Source organism: Paenibacillus sp. FSL W8-1187, assembly GCF_037965485.1.
GTDB classification, from domain to species: Bacteria; Bacillota; Bacilli; order Paenibacillales; family Paenibacillaceae; genus Paenibacillus_O; species Paenibacillus_O pasadenensis.
On record NZ_CP150181.1, the window covers coordinates 1,536,080 to 1,556,458 of the forward strand.

Annotated in this window: 16 protein-coding genes; 11 read left to right on the forward strand and 5 right to left on the reverse strand. The window is 59.6% G+C overall.

Features of this window, described 5'->3' with window-relative positions:
• Nucleotides 1-206 precede the first annotated feature (206 nt).
• From NYE40_RS06575 to NYE40_RS06585, 3 genes are all read left to right on the forward strand, one after another.
• Nucleotides 207-1,649, forward strand: coding sequence for an SH3 domain-containing C40 family peptidase (locus tag NYE40_RS06575; protein WP_339279622.1), 1,443 nt, complete (start codon nt 207-209; stop codon nt 1,647-1,649).
• A gap of 227 nt (nt 1,650-1,876) precedes the next feature.
• Nucleotides 1,877-2,554, forward strand: coding sequence for a hypothetical protein (locus tag NYE40_RS06580; protein WP_052333589.1), 678 nt, complete (start codon nt 1,877-1,879; stop codon nt 2,552-2,554).
• A 437-nt stretch (nt 2,555-2,991) separates the two neighbouring features.
• Nucleotides 2,992-4,230, forward strand: a complete 1,239-nt coding sequence (locus NYE40_RS06585; RefSeq protein ID WP_052333590.1) for an MFS transporter — start codon at nt 2,992-2,994, stop codon at nt 4,228-4,230.
• Nucleotides 4,231-4,434: 204 nt separating this feature from the next.
• Here NYE40_RS06585 and NYE40_RS06590 read toward each other — a convergent pair whose 3' ends face one another.
• Entirely contained in the window at nt 4,435-5,856 is a 1,422-nt protein-coding gene (locus tag NYE40_RS06590; protein WP_174817696.1) for an NAD-dependent malic enzyme, read from the reverse strand.
• 196 nt (nt 5,857-6,052) lie between these two features.
• Nucleotides 6,053-7,171 carry a glycosyltransferase gene (locus tag NYE40_RS06595; RefSeq protein WP_028600442.1) on the reverse strand — a complete coding sequence of 373 codons (1,119 nt, stop codon included), beginning with the start codon at nt 7,169-7,171 and terminating at the stop codon, nt 6,053-6,055.
• A 131-nt stretch (nt 7,172-7,302) separates the two neighbouring features.
• Between NYE40_RS06595 and kapB the strand changes: the two genes are divergently transcribed.
• Both kapB and gltB read left to right on the forward strand, forming a co-directional pair.
• A complete protein-coding gene (kapB, locus tag NYE40_RS06600; RefSeq protein ID WP_339279625.1) occupies nt 7,303-7,692 on the forward strand; it encodes a sporulation phosphorelay system protein KapB in 390 nt (129 codons plus the stop codon).
• Nucleotides 7,693-9,245: 1,553 nt separating this feature from the next.
• Nucleotides 9,246-13,853, forward strand: coding sequence for a glutamate synthase large subunit (gene gltB, locus NYE40_RS06605; protein ID WP_339279627.1), 4,608 nt, complete (start codon nt 9,246-9,248; stop codon nt 13,851-13,853).
• A 146-nt stretch (nt 13,854-13,999) separates the two neighbouring features.
• On the opposite strand, the gene NYE40_RS06610 is transcribed toward gltB, so the two are convergent.
• From NYE40_RS06610 to NYE40_RS06620, 3 genes are all read right to left on the reverse strand, one after another.
• On the reverse strand, nt 14,000-14,179 hold the full coding sequence (locus tag NYE40_RS06610; protein WP_028600445.1) for a hypothetical protein: 180 nt from the start codon (nt 14,177-14,179) through the stop codon (nt 14,000-14,002).
• A gap of 257 nt (nt 14,180-14,436) precedes the next feature.
• A complete protein-coding gene (locus tag NYE40_RS06615; RefSeq protein ID WP_153783090.1) occupies nt 14,437-14,610 on the reverse strand; it encodes a hypothetical protein in 174 nt (57 codons plus the stop codon).
• A gap of 252 nt (nt 14,611-14,862) precedes the next feature.
• Nucleotides 14,863-15,231: a helix-turn-helix transcriptional regulator gene (locus NYE40_RS06620; protein WP_028600446.1), complete on the reverse strand. Its 369-nt coding sequence runs from the start codon at nt 15,229-15,231 to the stop codon at nt 14,863-14,865.
• A 393-nt stretch (nt 15,232-15,624) separates the two neighbouring features.
• Between NYE40_RS06620 and NYE40_RS06625 the strand changes: the two genes are divergently transcribed.
• The 6 genes from NYE40_RS06625 to NYE40_RS06650 all read left to right on the forward strand — a co-directional run bounded on the left by NYE40_RS06625 (nt 15,625) and on the right by NYE40_RS06650 (nt 20,369).
• Nucleotides 15,625-15,900: a hypothetical protein gene (locus NYE40_RS06625; RefSeq protein WP_127464509.1), complete on the forward strand. Its 276-nt coding sequence runs from the start codon at nt 15,625-15,627 to the stop codon at nt 15,898-15,900.
• Between the two features lie 28 nt (nt 15,901-15,928).
• On the forward strand, nt 15,929-16,681 hold the full coding sequence (locus NYE40_RS06630; RefSeq protein ID WP_153783092.1) for a Wzz/FepE/Etk N-terminal domain-containing protein: 753 nt from the start codon (nt 15,929-15,931) through the stop codon (nt 16,679-16,681).
• Nucleotides 16,662-17,354 (forward strand): CpsD/CapB family tyrosine-protein kinase, encoded by a 693-nt coding sequence (locus NYE40_RS06635; protein ID WP_101808714.1) that lies wholly within the window; start codon nt 16,662-16,664, stop codon nt 17,352-17,354. The genes NYE40_RS06630 and NYE40_RS06635 overlap by 20 nt, the downstream gene beginning before the upstream one ends.
• Nucleotides 17,355-17,643: 289 nt before the next feature.
• A complete protein-coding gene (gene galU, locus NYE40_RS06640; RefSeq protein ID WP_028600450.1) occupies nt 17,644-18,543 on the forward strand; it encodes a UTP--glucose-1-phosphate uridylyltransferase GalU in 900 nt (299 codons plus the stop codon).
• A 7-nt stretch (nt 18,544-18,550) separates the two neighbouring features.
• The gene (locus NYE40_RS06645) at nt 18,551-19,249 is read left to right on the forward strand and encodes a sugar transferase (RefSeq protein ID WP_339279630.1); all 699 of its coding nucleotides are present in this window, start codon (nt 18,551-18,553) and stop codon (nt 19,247-19,249) included.
• A 10-nt stretch (nt 19,250-19,259) separates the two neighbouring features.
• A complete protein-coding gene (locus NYE40_RS06650) occupies nt 19,260-20,369 on the forward strand; it encodes a glycosyltransferase (RefSeq protein WP_339279632.1) in 1,110 nt (369 codons plus the stop codon).
• Nucleotides 20,370-20,379: the final 10 nt, after the last annotated feature.

A 20,379-nucleotide genomic window follows, 5' to 3' on the forward strand; every position in this document is an offset into this window, starting at 1 on the left:
CGAACTTGGGAGCAGCGGTCCATGCGCTTTTTGCCGGTTTTATTTACAATAGACACCAGAAGACGCCAGAACATCCCAGCGAGCCGCACGATCGCTCCTCCTTCGACAGAGTCAAGCCTAAATCCGGACAAGCCGGATGCCGATAACCTACCTGTGATCTAGACCATGGACAATCGACATTCAACCAGATGAGGAGTCGTGATCGAATGAGAAAGCCCGTCGCCGCCGTTCTGGCCGCGAGCCTGCTGCTTGCGGGCATGCCCCCGACCGGGGCGGAGGCCGCTCCTTCCGCCGCCGCCCAGCTTGCCGTCACCCAGTCCACCGTCAACCTGAGGGAAGAGCCGTCGACCAAGGGCAAGGTGCTCCGTCTGCTCGCCAAAGGAGAGCCGCTCACCGTGCTCGAGCGGGTGGACGGCAGCTGGTACAAAGTCAAGGAACGCGCAGGCAAGATCGGCTTCGTCTCTTCCTCCTCCGCCTACATCAGCCTGATCGAGGAGCCTGCCGCCTCCGCCAAGCCGTCGCTCGCCGCGAACGCGGAGATTGCGGCTACCGTCACGCTGCGCAAGAGCGCCTCCGCTTCCAGCGACCGCATCCGCTACCTGAACAAGGGCGAGCAGGTGCAGATCGTGGCCGTGCCGACCGCGTACTGGTATCTGATCCTGGATGAGCAGGGCAACAGCGGATACATAAGCTCCGACAAGAAATACGTCACCGTAACCGGCGTCCTGCCCGGAGCTTCGACGCCAGCGCCGTCGGCGACGCCGACCGCGACGCCGACGCCGACGCCGACGCCGACGCCGAGCAAGACGCCGGCGGCAACCGCGACGCCAACGCCGAGCAAGGCGCCGTCGGCAACGCCGACCGCGACGCCGACGCCAGAAGGCGGCACGGAGGCGTTCTCGCCGAACGCGAAGGCCGTTTCGGCGGTGGCGTTCCGCATCGGCCCGTCCACTTCGCAAGACCGCATCCGCTACCTGAAGACGGGCGAGGCCGTGCAGATCGTCTCCACTTCCAATCGCAGCTGGTACCAGATCGTCGACGCATTGGGCCAATCCGGCTACGTCAGCTCCGACGCCAAGTACATCGCCGTGACAGGGACGCTCCCGAGCGCTCCAACCGCGACGCCTGCTCCTAGCGCATCGCCGACGCCGAGCGCGGCTCCCGCATCTCCGACGCCGGCTCCGTCCGGCGATGGGGATGGCCTCGCCTCGCCGGAGCTGGAGGCGGTCATCGCCGCCGGCCTCAAGTATCTCGGCACTCCGTATGAGTTCGGCTCCAGCCGCAACGACACGACGACGTTCGATTGCTCGGACTTCGTGCGCCAAGCTTTCCTCGACGCTCTCGGGATCAAGCTGGCAGCCGACTCGCGCGGCCAAGGCCAGCAGGTCAAGAACAAAGGCGCCTACACGCAGGATTGGAACGAGCTGAAGCGCGGCGACCTGATGTTCTTCACGACCACCGCGATCGGCAAGGACATGACGGCCGAGGAGAGCCTCGACGCCTCGCTCATCTCCCATGTCGGCATCTACCTCGGCGACAACAAGATCCTGCAGACGTACTCCAAGGAGTCGGGCGGCGTGCAGGTGACGGACATCCCGCAGAACTCGACCTGGAAGACGCGCTTCATGTTCGGCGGCAGCGCGCTGTAGGGAGCGGAGCTGCTAGTCTGAAAGCCGGCGGGGCTTTCGGATGAAATCGAGCTGGAGGCTTTTTTCCTAAACGGCTGGCACAGACAGATAAGCAAGACATGCAGTGACGAAGAACGTCCTGTTTCTCTTCGAATCTTGTTCTCGGATTCCCTTTACAGGGGACCGGGCAGGAGGCGAGGCATGAAACCGGGCGTTTTTTCGATTTGAATGCGAAGGAGCAGATGGACATGGACAAAAATCGGATGCAAGAATTCGAAGAAGCGCGGAATGCATGGATGGAGCGGCATCTCAGAGCCAGGAGAGGGGAGAGGAAGGATCGTCTGAAGCGCGGGCACGGTCATGGAGAGGCGCTTTTTCTAAAGAACGTCTGGTGGCCGCTGGTCGGGAATTTCGATGATCTGCATCCCGAGTATGAGGTGCGGGATTGGAGAGGCGGGACGCTGTATCTGGATTTCGCGTGGCTGCCGGGCCTGCGTCGTTTCAACATCGATGTGAAAGGCTTCGGCCCGCATGTGCAGCAGGCCGATCGGACGGGATACAGACGAGAGCTGATGCGAGAGCTGTACCTTCACAGCAGAGGGTACACGAATATTTCCATCGCCTATGATGCATTGAAGGAAGATCCGGCGTTGATCCGCGATTTTCTGAAGCCGGACATCATGCGTTATGCGCGTGCCGGCCGCCGGGCCGAGCGTCCATTGGCCGAACAAGCCTTGTTGGATTATGCGAGAAAGCACAGCGAGTGCATCTATCCAAGCAAAGCTGCGGACGAGCTTGGCCTCGATCCTAGGACGGTCATCAAGTACCTGAAGAAGCTGATGCTTGAAGGGAAAGTCCAGTTGATATCCGCAGGGAAACGCGCTCGCCGATATCGTTATGTGCCGGAGCTCGGAGAGCGGGGCTGACCATGCTTAAGCAGAGCCGGGTCCACGGAGTGGAGACGCTTTCGCTAAACGGCAAATTTGGCGTTAAGAAGCGCCGCGACGGGGGAACCGGCCTTGCTAAAGGCAATATTGTCGTTAAGAAGTGCGGCAGCCGGGGAACCGGATGCCGCTGACGGCAAATTTGGCGTTAAGAAGCGCCGCAGCCGCTGGATAGCACGCCCGCTAGTGCTACACGGCCCTAGGACGCGCCGCGGCAGGGGGAAAACGGTCTAGTCCAAAATATACCTGTGCAGATCGGACGTATCTGGTATAAAATGGGCTCCTGTCCGTCCGCGGGCCGTCGCAACCGACCGCCCGTTTGATCATGCGTGCTCTAATCCAAGACGAATTCGTCCGCCCATGTCCAGCATCGATCGTCGCATCCTGTACATGCCAATCCTTCCAAGGTCGGTGAAGCCATGAACCGAATTCAGCTTCTGTTCCGCAGCTACCATCCGATAGTCACGTCGCTGCTCTTCGGCCAGATGATCTCCCGGATCGCGATGTCGATGAGCATGCCGTTTCTCGCCCTGTACCTCGCCAAAAACACCGACATGAGCGCGGCGATGATCGGCTTCGTCGCCGGTGCGGGATCTCTCGCCGGCACGTTCGGAGGCTTCATCGGCGGAGCTTTGTCAGACCGCTGCGGCCGCAGGCTCATCATGTTCATCTCGCTTTTCGCCTGGAGCGCCGTCTTCATCGGATTCGCCTTCTTCATGCAGCCGGCGCTGCTGTTTCTGCTAAGCCTGCTGAACGGCATTTGCCGCTCCTGGTTCGAGCCAGTCTCCCAAGTGTTGATGGGCGATCTCACCGAGCCGGAGCGCCGGTTCAAGCTGTACTCGCTCCGTTATCTGATGGGCAACGTCGGCGTCGCCATCGGACCGCTGCTCGGCGTCTATCTCGGCGTCGGCAGCAGCCCGCTTCCCTTTCTCGTGACGGGACTCATTTTCCTGCTCTACGGCTGCATCCTGTTCGCGATGATGAATGCGTTCGGTATAAAGGAGATCGAGGGCGCAGCCAAAAAGGAGAAGGTCACGATCGGTTCCGCATGGGCCGCCGTCCGCCGCGACCGGGTGCTTCAGCTGTACACGATCGGCGCGATCCTCGTCGCCATCGGCTACAGCCAGCATGCCGTCACGCTCTCGCAACATCTGGAGATGAGCTTCAATCAGGGCGTCTACGTGTTCGGCTGGCTCATGACGGCGAATGCCGTCACGGTCATCGTCCTGCAGATGCCGCTGTCCAGGCTGCTCGAAAAGCATCGTCCCATCTCGGCGATCCATGCGGGCAACATCCTGTTCGCGCTCGGCCTGGTCGGCTTCGGCATCTCTCCGACCATTCCTCTGCTTTTCGTCTCGATGATTCTGTTCACGATCGGCGAAATCCTCAATTACCCGGCAGGCAGCCTGCTCCTGGACCGGCTGGCGCCAGGGGCGCTTCGCGGCACGTATTTCGGCGCGCAGACATTCGGCAACTTCGGTTACTTTCTCGGTCCGCTGCTCGGCGGTTGGCTGCTTGACCGAACCAGCGGCATGATCGTCTTCAGCCTGATCGCCGCGATCCTGCTCAGCTCATCCTTCTTCTATGGAAAGGGAGCGCGGCGCCAATCGAGCCTCGGCTCTACGGAAGCTCCAGCCGCCCGCACGGCCGGCCTCTGACCGCCGGCAAAGCGAAGCGTTCCGCGGCAAGAAAGAAACAAGGCAGAGAGCGAGCTCTCTGCCTTGTTTCTTTTCTAAGGCCAGCCGCAACGGCTGCTTCGTCTGCGCCAGCTGCAGAGCCGCTCTCGCGCGGCGAACCGGCCTTGCTGCCGCCTGCTGTTCCTGCGGATTCCGCCGGGCGACGCCGCTGCCGCGTGCCGCGCGCTATTCCCGCGGATTCCGGCGGGCGACGCCGCTCTCGCGGGCCGCCTGCACGACGCGGCGGCGCACTTCCTCGACGACCTTGGCGTTGAACACGCTCGGGATGATGTAGCTGCGGCTCAGCTCGTCCTCGCCGACGGTGGAGGCGATCGCCTCGGCCGCGGCCAGCTTCATCTCCTCGTTGATCGTCGTCGCGCGGCAGTCGAGCGCTCCGCGGAAGATGCCCGGGAAGCAGAGCACGTTGTTGATCTGGTTCGGATAGTCCGAGCGCCCGGTGGCGATGACCGCGACGATGTCTTCGGCCTCCTCGGGCCGGATCTCCGGCTCCGGATTCGCCATCGCGAACACGATCGGCTGCTCGTTCATCGTGAGCACCATCTCGCGCTTCAGGATGCCGCCGGCCGACAGGCCGATGAATACATCCGCTCCGGCGACGGCATCGGCCAGGCTGCCGGAGACGCGTCCGGGATTCGTATTCGCGGCGTACCAGTTCCACATCGGATGCGCGTAGTCGCGATCCGCCGTCAGGATGCCGTCGCGGTCGACGCCGAGCACGTTGCGGGCGCCGCCGGCGAGCAGCATTTTCGTGCAGGCGGTGCCGGCCGCGCCGATGCCGCAGACGACGATGCGCGCGTCCTCGATCGACTTGCCCGTCAGGCGCAGCGCGTTGAGCAGGCCCGCGTACAGGACGACGGCGGTGCCGTGCTGATCGTCGTGGAACACCGGGATGTTGAGCTCCTCGCGCAGCCGCTCCTCGATCTCGAAGCAGCGCGGCGAGCTGATGTCTTCCAGGTTGATGCCGCCGAAGGCAGGTGCAATCGCTTTCACCGTGCGGATGATCTCCTCGGTATCCTGCGTGTCCAGGCAGATCGGGAACGCGTCGACGTCGGCGAACTGCTTGAACAGCATCGCCTTGCCCTCCATGACGGGCATCGCCGCTTCGGGGCCGATGTTGCCGAGGCCGAGCACTGCGCTGCCGTCGGAGACGACCGCGACCATGTTGCGCTTGATCGTCAGCGTGAACGCCTTGGACGGATCCTCGTGGATGGCCGTGCAGACGCGCGCCACCTCAGGCGTGTAGACGCGGGAAAGGTCGTCGCGGTTGTGGATGGCGGTCTTGGGCTGAACGGTGATCTTGCCCCCGAGATGCAGCAGGAAGGTGCGGTCGGAGGTGTTGATGACCCGGATGCCCGGCAGCTGCCCCAGCGTCTTGCCGAGCCGCTCCGTCGTGCCGGTGTCCTTCACCTTGACCGTCAAGTCGCGCGTCGTGCTGCCTTTGCCCGTCTGGATGACGTCGATGGCGATCATGTCGCCGCCGGCCGCCTCGATGGCGGATACGACCGAGCTGAAGTTGGTGCCGGAGTCGATCTCCAGCCGGACGATGACGGTCTTGCCGTCCAATGCCTTGTTGTTCAATCGGCTCATCTCCTTGGCTTTTGCCTTTAGAGGCGTAGAATACGTGTTGGAGAAAGAAAAGGGGAGGGAGCGTCCTCCCGTCCCCCGTATAGGTATTGCCTCGGCGCATGCGCTCCAAACGTTCGGCGCGCCGTCCGCGCGTCCGTCGCAGTCGCTTGCGCAGATCCTGTCCCTGCGCCTGACGCGGACGTCTCCGCGTCGGCGGTCAGCGCATCAGCCGCAGCACGGCCGACGGGCATTCCTGCGGATCGTACTGCTGGCTGCTCTTGGACTGCAGCCGCTGCCGGCGCCGGCCGGAGCTGTAGGGCTCCTGGATGAGCTGGAACCAGCGGTCGATCGTCGCAGCCGACTGCAGCATCTCGCCGAAGCCGCTGCCGACGAAGTAGTCCAGGTTCTCCTCTTCCTGGCCGGGAATCGGCTTGTAGAACAGCATCGGGATGCCCTTGCTCATGCCCTCGGTGCAGGTCATGCCGCCGGGCTTGGTCACGAGCAGGTCGGAGGCGTCCATCAGCTTGGAGATCTCGCGTGTGAAGCCGAGCACCTGAATGTTCGGATGGTTGAACCGCTCGTCGGCCAGCATGCTCTCCCGCGACTTCTCGTTGGTGCCCGTGCAGAAGATGAGCTGCACCTCCTCGCGCCAGCGGGTCATGTAGGTGAAGAGCTCGTCTTCCTCCTCCATGAGCCCCCAGCCGCCGCCCATGACCAGCACCGTCGGCAGGTTCCGCAAGCCCAGCCCGCTCCGCGCCTGGACCTGGTCCTGGGACTCCCAGAACTGCGGATGGACCGGGATGCCGGTCACCTCGATGCGGCCGGACGGGATGCCTCGGTCCATCAGCTTGCGCTTGACGACCGGCGTGGAGACGAGGTAGTGGTTGACCTCCGGACTGGCCCAGGTGCCGTGCGCGTCGTAATCGGTGATCAGCGTGTAAAGAGGCACGTCGAGGCCGAGCCGCTTGAGCCTGGCGACGGCGGTGTTCGGGCCGGGATGCGTGCAGACGATGATCTCCGGGCGCAACTGCTGGATGACCTGCTCCGTCTGGGTATAGAAGATCCGGTGAATCGCGAGCTGCGCGAACCGGTTGAACGATCGCTTATAGTTGGTGCGGTACATCATGCCTACCAGCTTGGGCTGCTTGCCGACCGTCTTGCGATAGGCGGACATGATCAGAGGACCGAGCACCGGATTCAGGAATTTGCCCAGCTCCAGCACGCGGGTCTGGACATCCGGAGACAGCTGCCTCAGCCCGGCAGCGAGCGCATATGCCGCTTGGGTGTGTCCGGATCCGAACCCCTCCGATAGCAGCAGCACTCTTTTTTTACGCATGCACTCACCTACTTTTCCACTTCCAATATTACGACGAGCGCCGCCTATAAAACAAGCTCGGCTTGTCCGCTTGTGCTTACCGGCCCGCTTCCTATATTCTTGGGGAAACGATCCGAAGGAGACGATGACCGATGAGCGACGACAATCAGGCCAAGGCCGCGGAGGGCTGGGTGCGCTTCGTCTACAAGACGGGGGAGTATGCGGGCAGGCTGGTCGAGCAGGGCTCGCCAAGAAGCGTCGTGGAGACGCTGGCCGTGCTGCGCCATCCCGAGCAGGGCGACCTGCACCATCCGTACGATCCCGACGTGCCTTTCTTCCATGAAAGGCGGGCGCTGGCCCATCGCGAAAAGGCGCTCGTGCCCAACCGCGACATTCAGCCGCATGCCGCGGCGGATCTGCCGGAGTACGAAGCCTCCCGCGAGCAGGCCGTCGCCCGCATGCTGGAGGAGCTCGACCGGCTGCAGCGCTGGGCGGCGCGCGCGGCCGACCAGCTGCGGACCGTGTCCGCGGACTACCGGTAGCCGGCGCTCGGCGCGGACTCTCGTCAGTCCGCGCTGTCTGCGCCTCGAGCACGAGTCGCCGCTGTCCTTTGCGCGCGCTCGCGCGGTCTTGTGCCGCTTGGGCACCGTCTGCATCCATGCAGTCTTGCGCCGCCTGCGCCCCGTCTGCGTCCGTGCGGTCTTGTGCCGCCTGGGCATCGATTGCGTCCATGCGGTCTTGCGCCGCTTGGGCATCGATTGCGTCCATGCGGTGTTGCGCCGCCTGGGTGTCGCCTGAATCCATGCAGTCTTGCGCCGCCTGCGCCCTGAGCGCACGCCGCCTGCGTGCATTCGTGCGTTGTCTGCGTTTCGGGCTTGAGTCATTTCCGTCCTTCGCGCGCCCTGTCAGCATCCTGTGACTTCGTCGTTCGCTTCCTCCATGCATCGCCCTATGCAAGTGGACCTACGCCATGCCGTTGTGCGCTGCACCCTCGACAACCCGTATCTGCTGAAGAAGGAGAAGCGGCTGCCGTCTGCTTCTGTTGCGCCGCCCGCACCATGCACAGCGCTAAAGATACTCAGAGACGTTATTTCGCTCCACACCGCCCTTTGGAACTTCTAACGATACTCATAAGCGCTATTGCTCCTAAAACCCGCAAAATCGGCTCTCCAGCCTCCAATAGCGCGTCTCAGTATCGTTACATTTCGAATTGGGCTCTTTTGAGGCCAATAGCGATCGACAGTATCGTTAGCGCTCGGAGCGCTTCGCCTCAGGCGCCCGGCATCCCGTGCCCGCACTCCCGTGTCTGCATCCCGCGCCCGCACTCCCGTGTCCGCATCCCGTGCCCGCACTCCCGTGCCCGCATCCCGCGCCCGCATCCCGCGCCGGCATCCCGCGCCGGCATCCCGCGCCGGCATCCCGCGCCGGCATCCCGCGCCCCGCATCCCGCGCCCCGCATCCCGCGCCCTGCATCCCATGCCCGCGCCCCTGCGCCGGAGCTTCCGGCAAGCTGACAGCGAGACAGCGTTTTCATGAAGCCGCGGCCGCCGCAGTTGCAGTTTTGGTTCAAAAATTTGCATGAGTATACATGTGCCGGCTCACTTTGACCTGACATGGAACGTCATCGTTCGGGCAGATCCGCCATTCCTTAAACTTGGTATACCCAAGCTGCCGAGCCTTGTGATAGGATGAATGCAGAAGCGCCGCTGTGGCGTGGCAAAGCAACGGTTGGACCCGCTTCAATCCCTTGCCGCGCAAGGGAAGGGAGGGATCGGGAGCGAAACTTTTCCTCTCGCGATCAAAAAGATTAAATTGATCTGCGCCGACCCTAGTGATAAAATCGAGGAATAGCTATATAAGCCCCCCTTCCTTTTTCCGGGATCGCCGTCCGGGAGATCCGACCGATTTCTGCCTTTTGAACGACGGGACGGAACGTAATGGATATGTATTAATATGCATCTTTATTCATGAGATGGAATCGGAGAGCTTCCATGCCAGGCGGGAGCCGCTTCCGGAGTGAAGATGTCTATCTAATAGGTAGCCGTTCGCAGCCGTCCGTTCTATATCCATCCTCCGACAGAAAGGTTGCCATCCGATGAACAGGAAAATGACGGGATTGCCGCCGAAACAAGGCCTTTACGATCCACAGTTCGAAAAAGACGCTTGCGGCATGGGCTTCGTCGCGCACATCAAGGGAGTGAAGTCCCATACGATCATCCGGCAGGCGCTGACCGTGCTGGAGAACATGGAGCATCGCGGCGGCCAGGGCAGCGAGCCCAACACCGGCGACGGCGCGGGCATCATGCTGCAGATTCCGCATGGCTTCTTCAAGCGCGAGCTGAGCCGCCAGGGCGTCGAGCTGCCCGCCGAGGGCGATTATGCGGTCGGCATGCTCTTCCTGCCGCAGGACTCGGCCGTGCGCGAGGCGCTCGAGAGCAAGCTCGAGGCGATCATCGCCGAGGAAGGCCAGCGCGTCATCGGCTGGCGCACCGTGCCGACCGACGACGCCAAGCTCGGCGAGTCGGCGCTCAAGGCCAAGCCTTACGTGCGCCAGGTGTTCGTGTCGCGTGATGCGGCACTCGCGGACGAGTTGGCTTTCGAGCGCAAGCTGTACGTCATCCGCAAGCGCGCCGAGCTGGCGATCCGCTATGCGGGGCTCGAGGGCGGCGACATGTTCTATTTCCCATCCTTCTCGTCCAAGAAGATCGTCTACAAGGGCATGCTCACGACCGAGCAGGTGCGCTCGTTCTACGTCGATCTCAATGACGAGGCGATGGAGACGGCGATCGCGCTCGTCCACTCCCGCTTCAGCACCAACACGTTCCCGAGCTGGGAGCGCGCGCATCCGTACCGCTACCTGATCCACAACGGCGAGATCAACACGCTGCGCGGCAACGTCAACTGGATGCACGCGCGCCAGTCGCTGTTCGCCTCCGAGCTGTTCGGCGAGGACCTGGACAAGATCAAGCCGATCATCAACCCGGACGGCTCCGACACGGCGATGTTCGACAACACGCTGGAGTTCCTGTACCTGGCCGGCCGCTCGCTGCCGCATGTGGCGATGATGATGGTGCCGGAGCCGTGGTCGAACCACGAGGACATGAGCCCGGAGAAAAAAGCCTTCTATGAATACCACAGCTGCCTGATGGAGCCGTGGGACGGACCGGCCGCGATGGCGTTCACCGACGGCACGCAGATCGGCGCCGTGCTCGACCGCAACGGCCTGCGCCCGGCGCGCTACTACGTCACCAAGGACGACGTCATCATCCTCGGCTCCGAGGCCGGCACCGTGCCGGTCGAGCCGGAGGAGATCCTGTACAAGGACCGCCTGCGTCCGGGCCGCATGCTGCTCGTCGACACCAAGGAGGGCCGCATCGTCTCCGACGAGGAGGTCAAGAGCCTCATCGCCTCCGAGAAGCCGTACCAGCAGTGGCTCGACGACAACCTGATCAGCCTGGCCGACCTGCCGGACGCGCCGGAGCTGCCGGAGCTCGAGCATGCGACGGTGCAGCAGCGCCAGCAGTCGTTCGGCTACACGTTCGAGGACCTGCGCAAGGTGCTCGAGCCGATGGCGTCCTCCGGCGTCGAGCCGGTCGGCTCGATGGGCTACGACTCGCCGCTGGCCGTCCTGTCGGAGCGCCCGCAGCGGCTGTACAGCTACTTCAAGCAGCTGTTCGCCCAGGTGACCAACCCGCCGATCGACGCGATCCGCGAGGAGATCATCACGGCGACCGGCACGTCGCTCGGACCGGAGCGCAACCTGCTCCATCCGGAGCCGGAGAGCGCGCGTCAGATCCGCCTCGACTCGCCGATCCTCTCCAACGAGGAGTTCGCCAAGCTGCGCCACGTGCGCCGTCCGGGCTTCAAGTCGATCACGCTGCCGATCTTCTTCCCGGCGGACGGGGGCGAGGCCGGCCTGCGCCAGGCGCTGCAGACGATGTGCGACGCGGCCGACCGCGTCATCGCCAAGGGGCATAACGTGCTCATCCTGTCCGACTTCGGCTCCGACAAGGACAACTGCCCGATCCCGGCGCTGCTCGCCGTCTCGTGCCTGCATCACCATCTGATCCGCGAAGGCACGCGTACCCGCGTCAGCCTGCTGCTGGAATCCGGCGAGCCGCGCGAGGTGCATCACTTCGCGCTGCTGCTCGGCTACGGCGTGAGCGCGATCAACCCGTACCTGGCGTTCGAGACGCTCGACGACATGATCCGCCAGGGCATGCTGCGCGGCGTGACGCATGACAAGGCCGTCAAGAACTTCATCAAGGCGGCGACCAAGGGCGTGCTCAAGATCCTGTCCAAGATGGGCATCTCCACGATCCAGTCGTACCGCGGCGCGCAGATCTTCGAGGCGGTCGGCCTGCAGGAGTCGGTCATCGACAAGTACTTCACCTGGACGCCTTCGCGCATCGGCGGCATCGGCCTCGACATCATCGCCCAGGAGGCTCTCAAGCCGCATCACCGCGCCTATGCCGAGCAGCAGGGCGGAGAGCGCGAGCTCGACTCCGGCGGCGAGTACCAGTGGCGCAAGGACGGGGAGGACCATCTGTTCAGCCCGCAGACGATTCATACGCTGCAGATGGCTTCCCGCGCTGGCGACTACAAGCTGTACAAAAGGTTCTCGCATCTCGTGCAGGGCGAGGACCGCAAGTTCATGACGCTGCGCTCGCTGCTCGACTTCAAGAAGGACCGCCAGCCGGTGCCGATCGACGAGGTCGAGAGCATCGAGGCGATCATGAAGCGGTTCAAGTCCGGCGCGATGAGCTTCGGCTCGATCTCCAAGGAAGCGCATGAGAGCCTCGCGATCGCGATGAACCGCATCGGCGGCAAGTCCAACACGGGTGAGGGCGGCGAGGACCCGGCCCGCTTCATTCCGGACGCCAACGGCGATTCGCGCCGCAGCGCGATCAAGCAGGTCGCCTCTGGACGCTTCGGCGTCACGAGCAACTACCTCGTCAACGCCGACGAGATCCAGATCAAGATGGCGCAGGGCGCCAAGCCGGGCGAGGGCGGACAGCTTCCGGGCCGCAAGGTGTATCCTTGGGTCGCCGAGGTGCGCGGCTCCACGCCGGGCGTCGGCCTCATCTCGCCGCCGCCGCATCATGACATCTACTCGATCGAGGATCTCGCGGAGCTGATCCATGATCTCAAGAACGCCAATCCGCGCGCGCGCATCAACGTCAAGCTCGTCTCCGAGGTCGGCGTCGGCACGATCGCGGCGGGCGTGGCCAAGGGCCGCGCCGACGTCATCCTCGTCAGCGGCTACGACGGCGGCACGGGCGCGTCTCCGATGAACTCGATGCGCCATGCGGGCCTCCCGTGGGAGCTCGGCCTGGCGGAGACGCATCAGACGCTCATGCTCAACAACCTGCGCGACCGCGTCGTGGTGGAGACGGACGGCAAGATCATGAACGGCCGCGACCTGGCGATCGCCACGCTGCTCGGCGCCGAGGAGTACGGCTTCTCGACCGCTCCGCTCGTCGTGCTCGGCTGCGTCATGATGCGCGTCTGCCAGCTGGACACCTGTCCGGTCGGCGTCGCGACGCAAAATCCGGAGCTGCGCAAGAAGTTCATGGGCGATCCGTCGCATGTCGTCAACTACATGCGGTTCGTCGCCCAGGAGATGCGCGAGTACATGGCCGAGCTCGGCTTCCGCACGATCAACGAGATGGTCGGCCGCGTCGATGTACTGGAAGCCAAGGAGCTTGTGGACCACTACAAGCTGCGGGGCATCGACCTGACGCCGCTGCTGCATCAGCCTGAGGTGCCGCAGGACGCGGTCCGCTACAACGTGCAGCAGCAGAACCACGGCCTCGAGCTGTCGCTCGACATGCAGTCGCTGCTGCCGGCCGCCCAGAGCGCGCTGGAGAGCGGCGAGCCGGTCAAGGCGACGTTCCCGATCTGCAACACCAACCGCGTCGTCGGCACGATCCTCGGCAGCGAGGTGACGCGCCGCTACGGAGCCAAGGGGCTGCCGGAGGATACGATCCAGATGCACTTCGTCGGCTCCGCCGGCCAGAGCTTCGGCGCGTTCGTGCCGAAGGGCATCACGCTCTCGCTGGAGGGCGACTCCAACGACTACGTCGGCAAGGGCCTTTCCGGCGGCAAGATCATCGTCGCTCCGTCGCCGAAGGCGACCTTCGCGGCGGAGAACAATGTCATCATCGGCAACACCGCCTTCTACGGCGCGACGGGCGGGGAAGCGTACATCCGCGGCATCGCGGGCGAGCGCTTCGCCGTGCGCAACAGCGGCGTCAAGGTTGTCGTCGAGGGTACGGGCGACCACGGTTGCGAATACATGACAGGCGGACGCGTCGTCGTGCTGGGGGGCACGGGACGGAACTTCGCGGCCGGCATGTCGGGCGGCGTGGCGTATGTGCTCGATGAGAACCGCACCTTCTACAAGCAGGTCAACCTGGAAATGGTGCTGCTGGAGCGCGTCGAGGACGAGGCGGACGTGCAGGAGCTGCGCTCGCTGATCGAAGACCATGTCCGCTATACGGGCAGCGCGATCGGCGAACGCGTCCTGGCGAACTGGGAGCAGTCGCTGGGCGACTTCGTCCGCGTCATTCCAAAGGATTACAAGCGGATGTTGGAGCAGATCCGCCATGCCGAGGAGGCGCAAGGCCTGAAGGGCGACGAAGCCCTGCTGGCCGCCTTCGAGGCCAATATGAGAGAGCTGGCGCGAGTCGGAGGCAACTAAGCCTCCGGCGATGCAGCCGGCCGGCATGCAAAGAGCCGCTAGCCCGATTATGGGCTGGCGGCTCTTTGATTTTGTGCTGTTTCTTCGGGGATGCAGCTCGTCCATGCCATACTCACCGTTGGAGAGGGCCGGTCGCGGCGCAACCTTCAAAGGATGATCGAGCCGATCGCTCCGATCAAAAGCAGGAAAGAAACCCCGGCGCAAAGAGAGGCGAGAACGGCCAGGGCAAAGAATTTCCGATCGCTTTCCTTGTTCACGATCGCGCGCATCGCGTAGAGGAAAAAAATGACGCAGAACGTCATCGTGGCCATCGCCAGCAGGTCCATTGATCATGACCTCCTTTCTCGATCAGCATGGCCCCATAACACCGGGAAAATAACCAAAAGACGACCGTATCGGCCGTCATTAAGTGCGGGAGGGCCTATCCTGATGGCTGACAAGCCGGCTCCGTATTGATACAATATGTATCTATACAAGGTGTATCGAGTATGTACCGAGAGACCTTCGAGATGGTAGCGAATGGAGGAAAGCTAGCGGTAGAGATAAGCGATGCCTCGGGTTGGGGGGAGAGGCGTTCAGCGCTTTATTTCTTCGAGGTGCGGTTCTGACGGTCCTCCGAAGGAGGCGGCGAGGTTCGTTCCGGGAACAATTCCTTCAGTGCGGCATCGGGCTGCAACCCCAGCTGTTCGAGCACTTGCCTGACGTCCAATACCTTCACAGGAGATTTTGAGCTGCTTTCTGGTTGATGGCTGTTCATTCCTGTACCCCACTCCCATTTCCTATTTAGTTTCTCTATGTACTGGGAACATAGGATAAAGTATATCCGACTGAAGGTGCAAAGAGTGTCGGAATGTGAAGCGGCAATCAGAGAAAAATAAAGGAGCTTTTGTCGAATCAGGACTATTGGATTAACAAATTGTCTTATTTGATTCCTTTCTCCTACTACCCGTTCTTAAAACAACAAAAAAACCCGCCAACGGCAGGTTTGCAAGCATTACAATATTCCAGATTATCTCATAGACCGGTTCGCCCGAATGAAAGCGATGAACATCTTGGATTCCTCGGGCGTAAGCGGGCTGCCGTCGATGGAGAAGGCGAACTTCTCCAACAGCTCCTGATCGGACAGCTCGATACTGCCGGCAAACTCCCTGACGTCCGGATCTAGCGTCGCCTCCGGATTGTCGGTTCTTCCCACCAGGTAGTCGATCGAGACCTGATAGATATCCGCAAATTTTGCAAGCGTATCGGTATCCGGTTCACGCCGGTTCTTCTCATAATGACTCAAGGCTGCGCGGGAAATGCCAAGAACCTGAGACGTATGCTCTTGAGTCCATCCCCGGTCTTCCCTCAGACTTGCAAGCCGTGATCCTATGTCCACTTACGTACCTCCTAACTCCCTCTATATTCAAGTTTAATACGGAAATGCCGCCGCTAAAAGGATTTCTGAAGGCATGATACGAAAAGACGCAATCTTGAAAATTAAGCCTGAAAACCCCTTGACATGTTACGAATTGTATCGTAAAGTTGGAGATGTCAAAGCGATACAAAACGTATCAATTAGTCATCATTCTTCCCCGCCGGAGCTTTTCTCAAACCTAGGCCCGGAGGCATTTGTCGGAGGTGAACCGTGCTCTTGCGTCGGAATATGGAGACTTCTGCTGGCGTCATTTCCCGAACCGGCAACAGCCGCGCCTTGCTGGCGGAGCTTGCGATTTCCCAGGTCGGCGGAGAACCGGTCCGATCCGGCGTCCGCAAAGTCTTACTGATTCATATGAACGCAAACGAACTGGAATTCTCCACGACGCTCCGTTTTCCGGTGAACGACCGGTACCGCCTGTCCTTCCAGCTGAAGCTGGGGGAGAAGAGAATCGTCCTCGAAGGCATCGTCGCCTCGCGAGTCAAGCAAGGAAACCTCTATCTGTATGAGCTCCGCATCGCCGGAAGCTCGATTAGCCGCACGGACTGGATCCGGGAGCTGAACGAGTGGCTGCTCCGGCATCAGCCAGCGTTGCCCGAGCATAAAGTCCACTATTTATATCGGAACTGACCACTATACATAACGGGAGGCCCATCACGTGGAGTTGAAAGAGTATCTCAGCATTTTGGCCAAGCGCAAGTGGCTCATCGCCGCGATCGTCCTGCTGGCCTGCGTCGCGACCGGAATCAAAAGCTTCATGTATACGACGCCGATCTACCAGGCTTCGGCCAAGCTCATCGTCAACCAAGCATTCGATTTTCAGGGAACGTCGATGCTGGATCTAAGTACGATGCAGACCAATATTACCGTCATCAATTCCTACAAAGAAATTATACAGTCTTACGCGATCCTGAACAAAGTATCGACCAACTTCCCCGATCTGAAGATGAGCGCCGATGAGCTGCGCAGCGGCCTCAGCATCGGATCCTCTGCGGAATCCCAGGTCATGGACCTGAGCTTCGTCAGCACCTCCTACCCTCAAGCGGCCAAGGCGGTCAACGCGATCGCAGAAACGTTCCGCACGACCAACCCCGACATCATGAAAGTGGACAACGTCACGATTCTCAACAAAGCCGATGTCGAAGCGGCGGCATACAGCATCAACACCAGCCCGATCGTGCTGATCTTCATCGCATTCGTCGTTTCGTTCATGCTCGCGGTCGGCCTCGTGTTCCTGCTCCACTATCTGGACGACACGATCAAGACGGAGCGGGATATCGAAAAAGAGCTTGAGCTGCCGATGCTGGCGCTCATCACCAAAATCGACAAGTACGGCACGCGCTCGAAAAAGCCGTCCGCATCCAAGCCTAAGCCTGTAGGGGAGGGATCGTATGCCACGCTCAACCAGTGAATCCAGCCTCGTCACCTATTACGATCCAAAATCGCCGATCTCGGAAGCGTACCGGACGCTGCGCACGAACATCCAGTTCTCCTCGTTCGATGAAGCGATCCGGGTCATCATGGTCGCCTCGGCCAATCCGGGCGAGGGCAAAAGCACGACGGCCTCCAACCTCGCGGTGACCTACGCTCAGGAAGGCAAAAAAGTGCTGCTGATCGATGCCGATCTGCGCAAGCCGTCCGTGTTCAAAGTGTTTCAGGTATCCAACCGCGTGGGATTATCGACGGTCGTATCAGGCCAATGCCGCGCTGCGGATGCGGTGCAGGAGACGCTCGTCGACAACCTGTTCGTCCTGCCGTCGGGGCCGGTGCCTCCGAATCCGTCCGAGCTGCTCGCTTCCCAGAGCATGAAGGCGACGCTGGAGCAGTTCAAAGCCGACTATGATGTGGTCATCTTCGATACGCCGCCGGTGCTGGCCGTCACCGATTCGATCATCGTCTCCTCGCTCTGCCAAGGCGTGCTGCTCGTCGTGCATGCCGGCAAAGTGAAAAGCGAGCTGGTGCGCAAGGCGAAGTCCAGTCTGGAGCATGTGAACGCCCGCATCCTGGGCGTCGTGCTCAACAACACGAAAAGCCGCAAAGGCGACAAGTACAACTACTACTATTACGGAGCGGAAGCGAAATAAGTTTTCGAGCCTGATGAAGGAATCGTATAGGTAATGCCTACTGAACCTTTATCACTGTAGGCACTCGGCCATACTGTGGGTCCGTATGCGGACCTTAGACGCGAGTCGTCGATGGTATGGCGTGAGGCGGGGTTGAATGCCCCACTTTACCCTTATGGAGAGGGTAAAAATCAAGAAAAGCCATAAAAACGGGTTATGTTTCGACAGGGAAACGTAGCTCGTTTTTTTGGCATTTCTTCATGTTAGGGCTGAAGAGCCAGAGAGAAAAAAGATAAGGATAGGTGATTGCATGAAAAAAGTGCGCAAGGCTATCATCCCGGCTGCCGGTCTCGGAACCCGATTCCTGCCGGCCACCAAGGCGATGCCCAAGGAGATGCTGCCGATCGTCGACAAGCCGACGATCCAGTACATCGTGGAAGAGGCGGTCCAGTCCGGCATCGAAGACATCATTATCGTGACGGGCAAAGGCAAGCGGGCGATCGAGGATCACTTCGACATCGCGTTCGAGCTGGAGCACAGCCTGATGGAGAAGGGCAAGCTCGGCTTGCTGAGCGAGGTGCAGAAATCGTCCAATGTGGACATTCATTACATAAGGCAAAAAGAAGCGAAGGGGCTGGGCCACGCGGTCTGGTGCGCCCGCAACTTCATCGGTGACGAGCCGTTCGCCGTACTTCTCGGCGACGACATCGTCCAGGCGGACGTCCCTTGCACGCGGCAGCTCATCGAGCAGTATCAAGACACGGGGCGCTCCGTCATCGGCGTCCAGACGGTCGGCATCGAGCAGACGGACCGCTACGGCATCGTCGATCCGATCGAGACGTTGGGACGGCTCGTACAGGTGAAGCGGTTCGTCGAAAAGCCGCCGCTGGGAGAAGCGCCTTCCAATCTGGCCATCATGGGGCGATATGTGTTTACGCCGGAGATCTTCGACTATCTCGGCGAGCACAGCATTGGCGCCGGCGGGGAGATTCAGCTGACGGATGCCATTCAGAAGCTCAATGAGCGGCAAGGCGTCTACGCCTATGATTTTGAAGGCAAACGCTACGATGTCGGCGAGAAGCTCGGCTTCATCCTGACGACGATCGACTTCGCTCTCCGCAACGATGAGCTGAAGCACCCTCTCCTGACCGCACTCGAAGAAATGATCAAAGACCATACGAACCAATCCAATATGATCAAGCTGAGGTGACGATACGATGAGCCTGAACCCGAATGGCAAGGAAGCCGAAGCGGTGCTCGACTCGACCTCCTATTACTCTACTTATGCTGCAGAAGCCAAAAGAAGCCTCAGAGGCTACCTGATGATGAAACGAGCATTGGATATCATCGCGGCATCAATCGGACTGCTGCTGCTGCTGCCGGTTTTTATCGTGCTTGCGGTGCTGATCAAGCTGGAGGATCGCAACGGGCCTGTCTTTTTCTCTCAAGAAAGAGTGGGAAAGGGCGAGCGGGCCTTCCGCATGTATAAATTCCGCTCGATGGTCTCCAATGCGGAGGAGCTGCTGCCGCAGCTTCTCGCTCAGAATGAGATCGAAGGCGCCATGTTCAAGATGAAGGATGATCCGCGCATTACGAGGATCGGCCGTTTCATCCGCAAGACGAGCATCGATGAGCTGCCTCAGCTGTGGAACGTGGTCAGAGGCGACATGTCGCTGGTCGGGCCAAGGCCGCCGCTGCCCCGAGAGGTTGCGGAGTATACGCCATATGACAAGCAACGGCTTAAAGTGACGCCCGGCTGCACGGGGCTTTGGCAAGTGAGCGGACGGAACAACCTGAGCTTCAAGGACATGGTGGAGCTGGATGTCGAGTATATACTAAAGAGAACCATTCTGTTCGATATTAAAATCATCTTGAGAACCCTTAAATTATTGACGGGTTCAAAAGATGCTTTTTGAGAGGTACAACATGACGGTAATTGTACATGTTTGTGAATTTACTAAAGGCGGAATAGAAACACATCTAAATGAAGTGCTGCAGTACCAGAAACATAATTACGATGTATTTTTAATCGCTTCAGAGCTAAATACGAATAAAGAAAACCTGCCACTTGATCCTACACGAGTTATACTGTACCCATATGAGAGAAGTCTGAAATATTTTATTAAGGCAATATGGTTTATTAGAAAGCAATTGAAGCAAATCAAGCCTGATATTGTCCATATCCATGGGACATTTGCAGGCTTATTTGTTCGTTTACTGCTTTTTTTAAGTGGTCGAAAATATCGCGTCATATACTGTTCTCATGGCTGGTCTTTTCTTATGGAGATTCATCCGATTAAGAAGAGAATCTACGCAATGATAGAGAAGGTCTTAAGTATAAAAACGGACTCCATCATTCATATTTCAAAATATGAATATTTAAAAGCTATGGAGTATGGCCTTCCTGCTGATAAGTCGCAAGTCATTTATAATGGCGTTTCTGAAAGAAAAGTTCAATTTGAGGAAGTAAGTGAACGCATAAAATTTGATCCAAATAAAATAAGCTTGTTGTTCATTGGAAGGTTTGATCGCCAAAAAGGGTTTGATATTCTTTTGGATGTGTTCAATAGAAATAACTTTAATCAAGTAAACCTATATTTAATAGGTGCTTCTGTATTAAATGATGCAAAGTATAATTTCCCGTATAACTCGATTCAGTTAGGGTGGATTAATAATAAGGAAATCGATTTCTATATTAGTCAAGCAGATTGCGTTATTATTCCATCTCGTTGGGAAGGATTTGGAATTGTTGCGATCGAGGCAATGAGAAACGGGAAGGCTGTCGTTTGCAGCAATAGAGGTGCATTACCTGAACTCGTTCGTCATAATGAAAATGGATATGTTTTTAACCTAGATCGATTAAATGAACTCAAAAGTATTATTGGTTCGTTAGATAAAGCTACGTTAAAGAAGATGGGAGAACGTTCCCGGGAAATATATTTAGCTCATTTCATTGCTGAAGAAATGAATCAACAAATTCTAAACACATATTTAAACAAACCTTCATTAAATCATGAAGTTAGTTTAAATTTATAAAGGTGATAAA

What these genes read in the sequence shown, in the direction of transcription:
- NYE40_RS06610 (WP_028600445.1), bottom strand. Translation starts at nt 14,179, where the DNA reads ATGGACCTGCTGGCGATGGCCACGATGACGTTCTGCGTCATTTTTTTC.
- NYE40_RS06580 (WP_052333589.1), top strand. Translation starts at nt 1,877, where the DNA reads ATGGACAAAAATCGGATGCAAGAATTCGAAGAAGCGCGGAATGCATGG.
- gltB (WP_339279627.1), top strand. Translation starts at nt 9,246, where the DNA reads ATGAACAGGAAAATGACGGGATTGCCGCCGAAACAAGGCCTTTACGAT.
- NYE40_RS06575 (WP_339279622.1), top strand. Translation starts at nt 207, where the DNA reads ATGAGAAAGCCCGTCGCCGCCGTTCTGGCCGCGAGCCTGCTGCTTGCG.
- NYE40_RS06615 (WP_153783090.1), bottom strand. Translation starts at nt 14,610, where the DNA reads ATGAACAGCCATCAACCAGAAAGCAGCTCAAAATCTCCTGTGAAGGTA.
- NYE40_RS06585 (WP_052333590.1), top strand. Translation starts at nt 2,992, where the DNA reads ATGAACCGAATTCAGCTTCTGTTCCGCAGCTACCATCCGATAGTCACG.
- NYE40_RS06650 (WP_339279632.1), top strand. Translation starts at nt 19,260, where the DNA reads ATGACGGTAATTGTACATGTTTGTGAATTTACTAAAGGCGGAATAGAA.
- NYE40_RS06595 (WP_028600442.1), bottom strand. Translation starts at nt 7,171, where the DNA reads ATGCGTAAAAAAAGAGTGCTGCTGCTATCGGAGGGGTTCGGATCCGGA.
- kapB (WP_339279625.1), top strand. Translation starts at nt 7,303, where the DNA reads ATGAGCGACGACAATCAGGCCAAGGCCGCGGAGGGCTGGGTGCGCTTC.
- NYE40_RS06590 (WP_174817696.1), bottom strand. Translation starts at nt 5,856, where the DNA reads ATGAGCCGATTGAACAACAAGGCATTGGACGGCAAGACCGTCATCGTC.
- NYE40_RS06635 (WP_101808714.1), top strand. Translation starts at nt 16,662, where the DNA reads ATGCCACGCTCAACCAGTGAATCCAGCCTCGTCACCTATTACGATCCA.
- NYE40_RS06625 (WP_127464509.1), top strand. Translation starts at nt 15,625, where the DNA reads ATGAACGCAAACGAACTGGAATTCTCCACGACGCTCCGTTTTCCGGTG.
- NYE40_RS06645 (WP_339279630.1), top strand. Translation starts at nt 18,551, where the DNA reads ATGAGCCTGAACCCGAATGGCAAGGAAGCCGAAGCGGTGCTCGACTCG.
- galU (WP_028600450.1), top strand. Translation starts at nt 17,644, where the DNA reads ATGAAAAAAGTGCGCAAGGCTATCATCCCGGCTGCCGGTCTCGGAACC.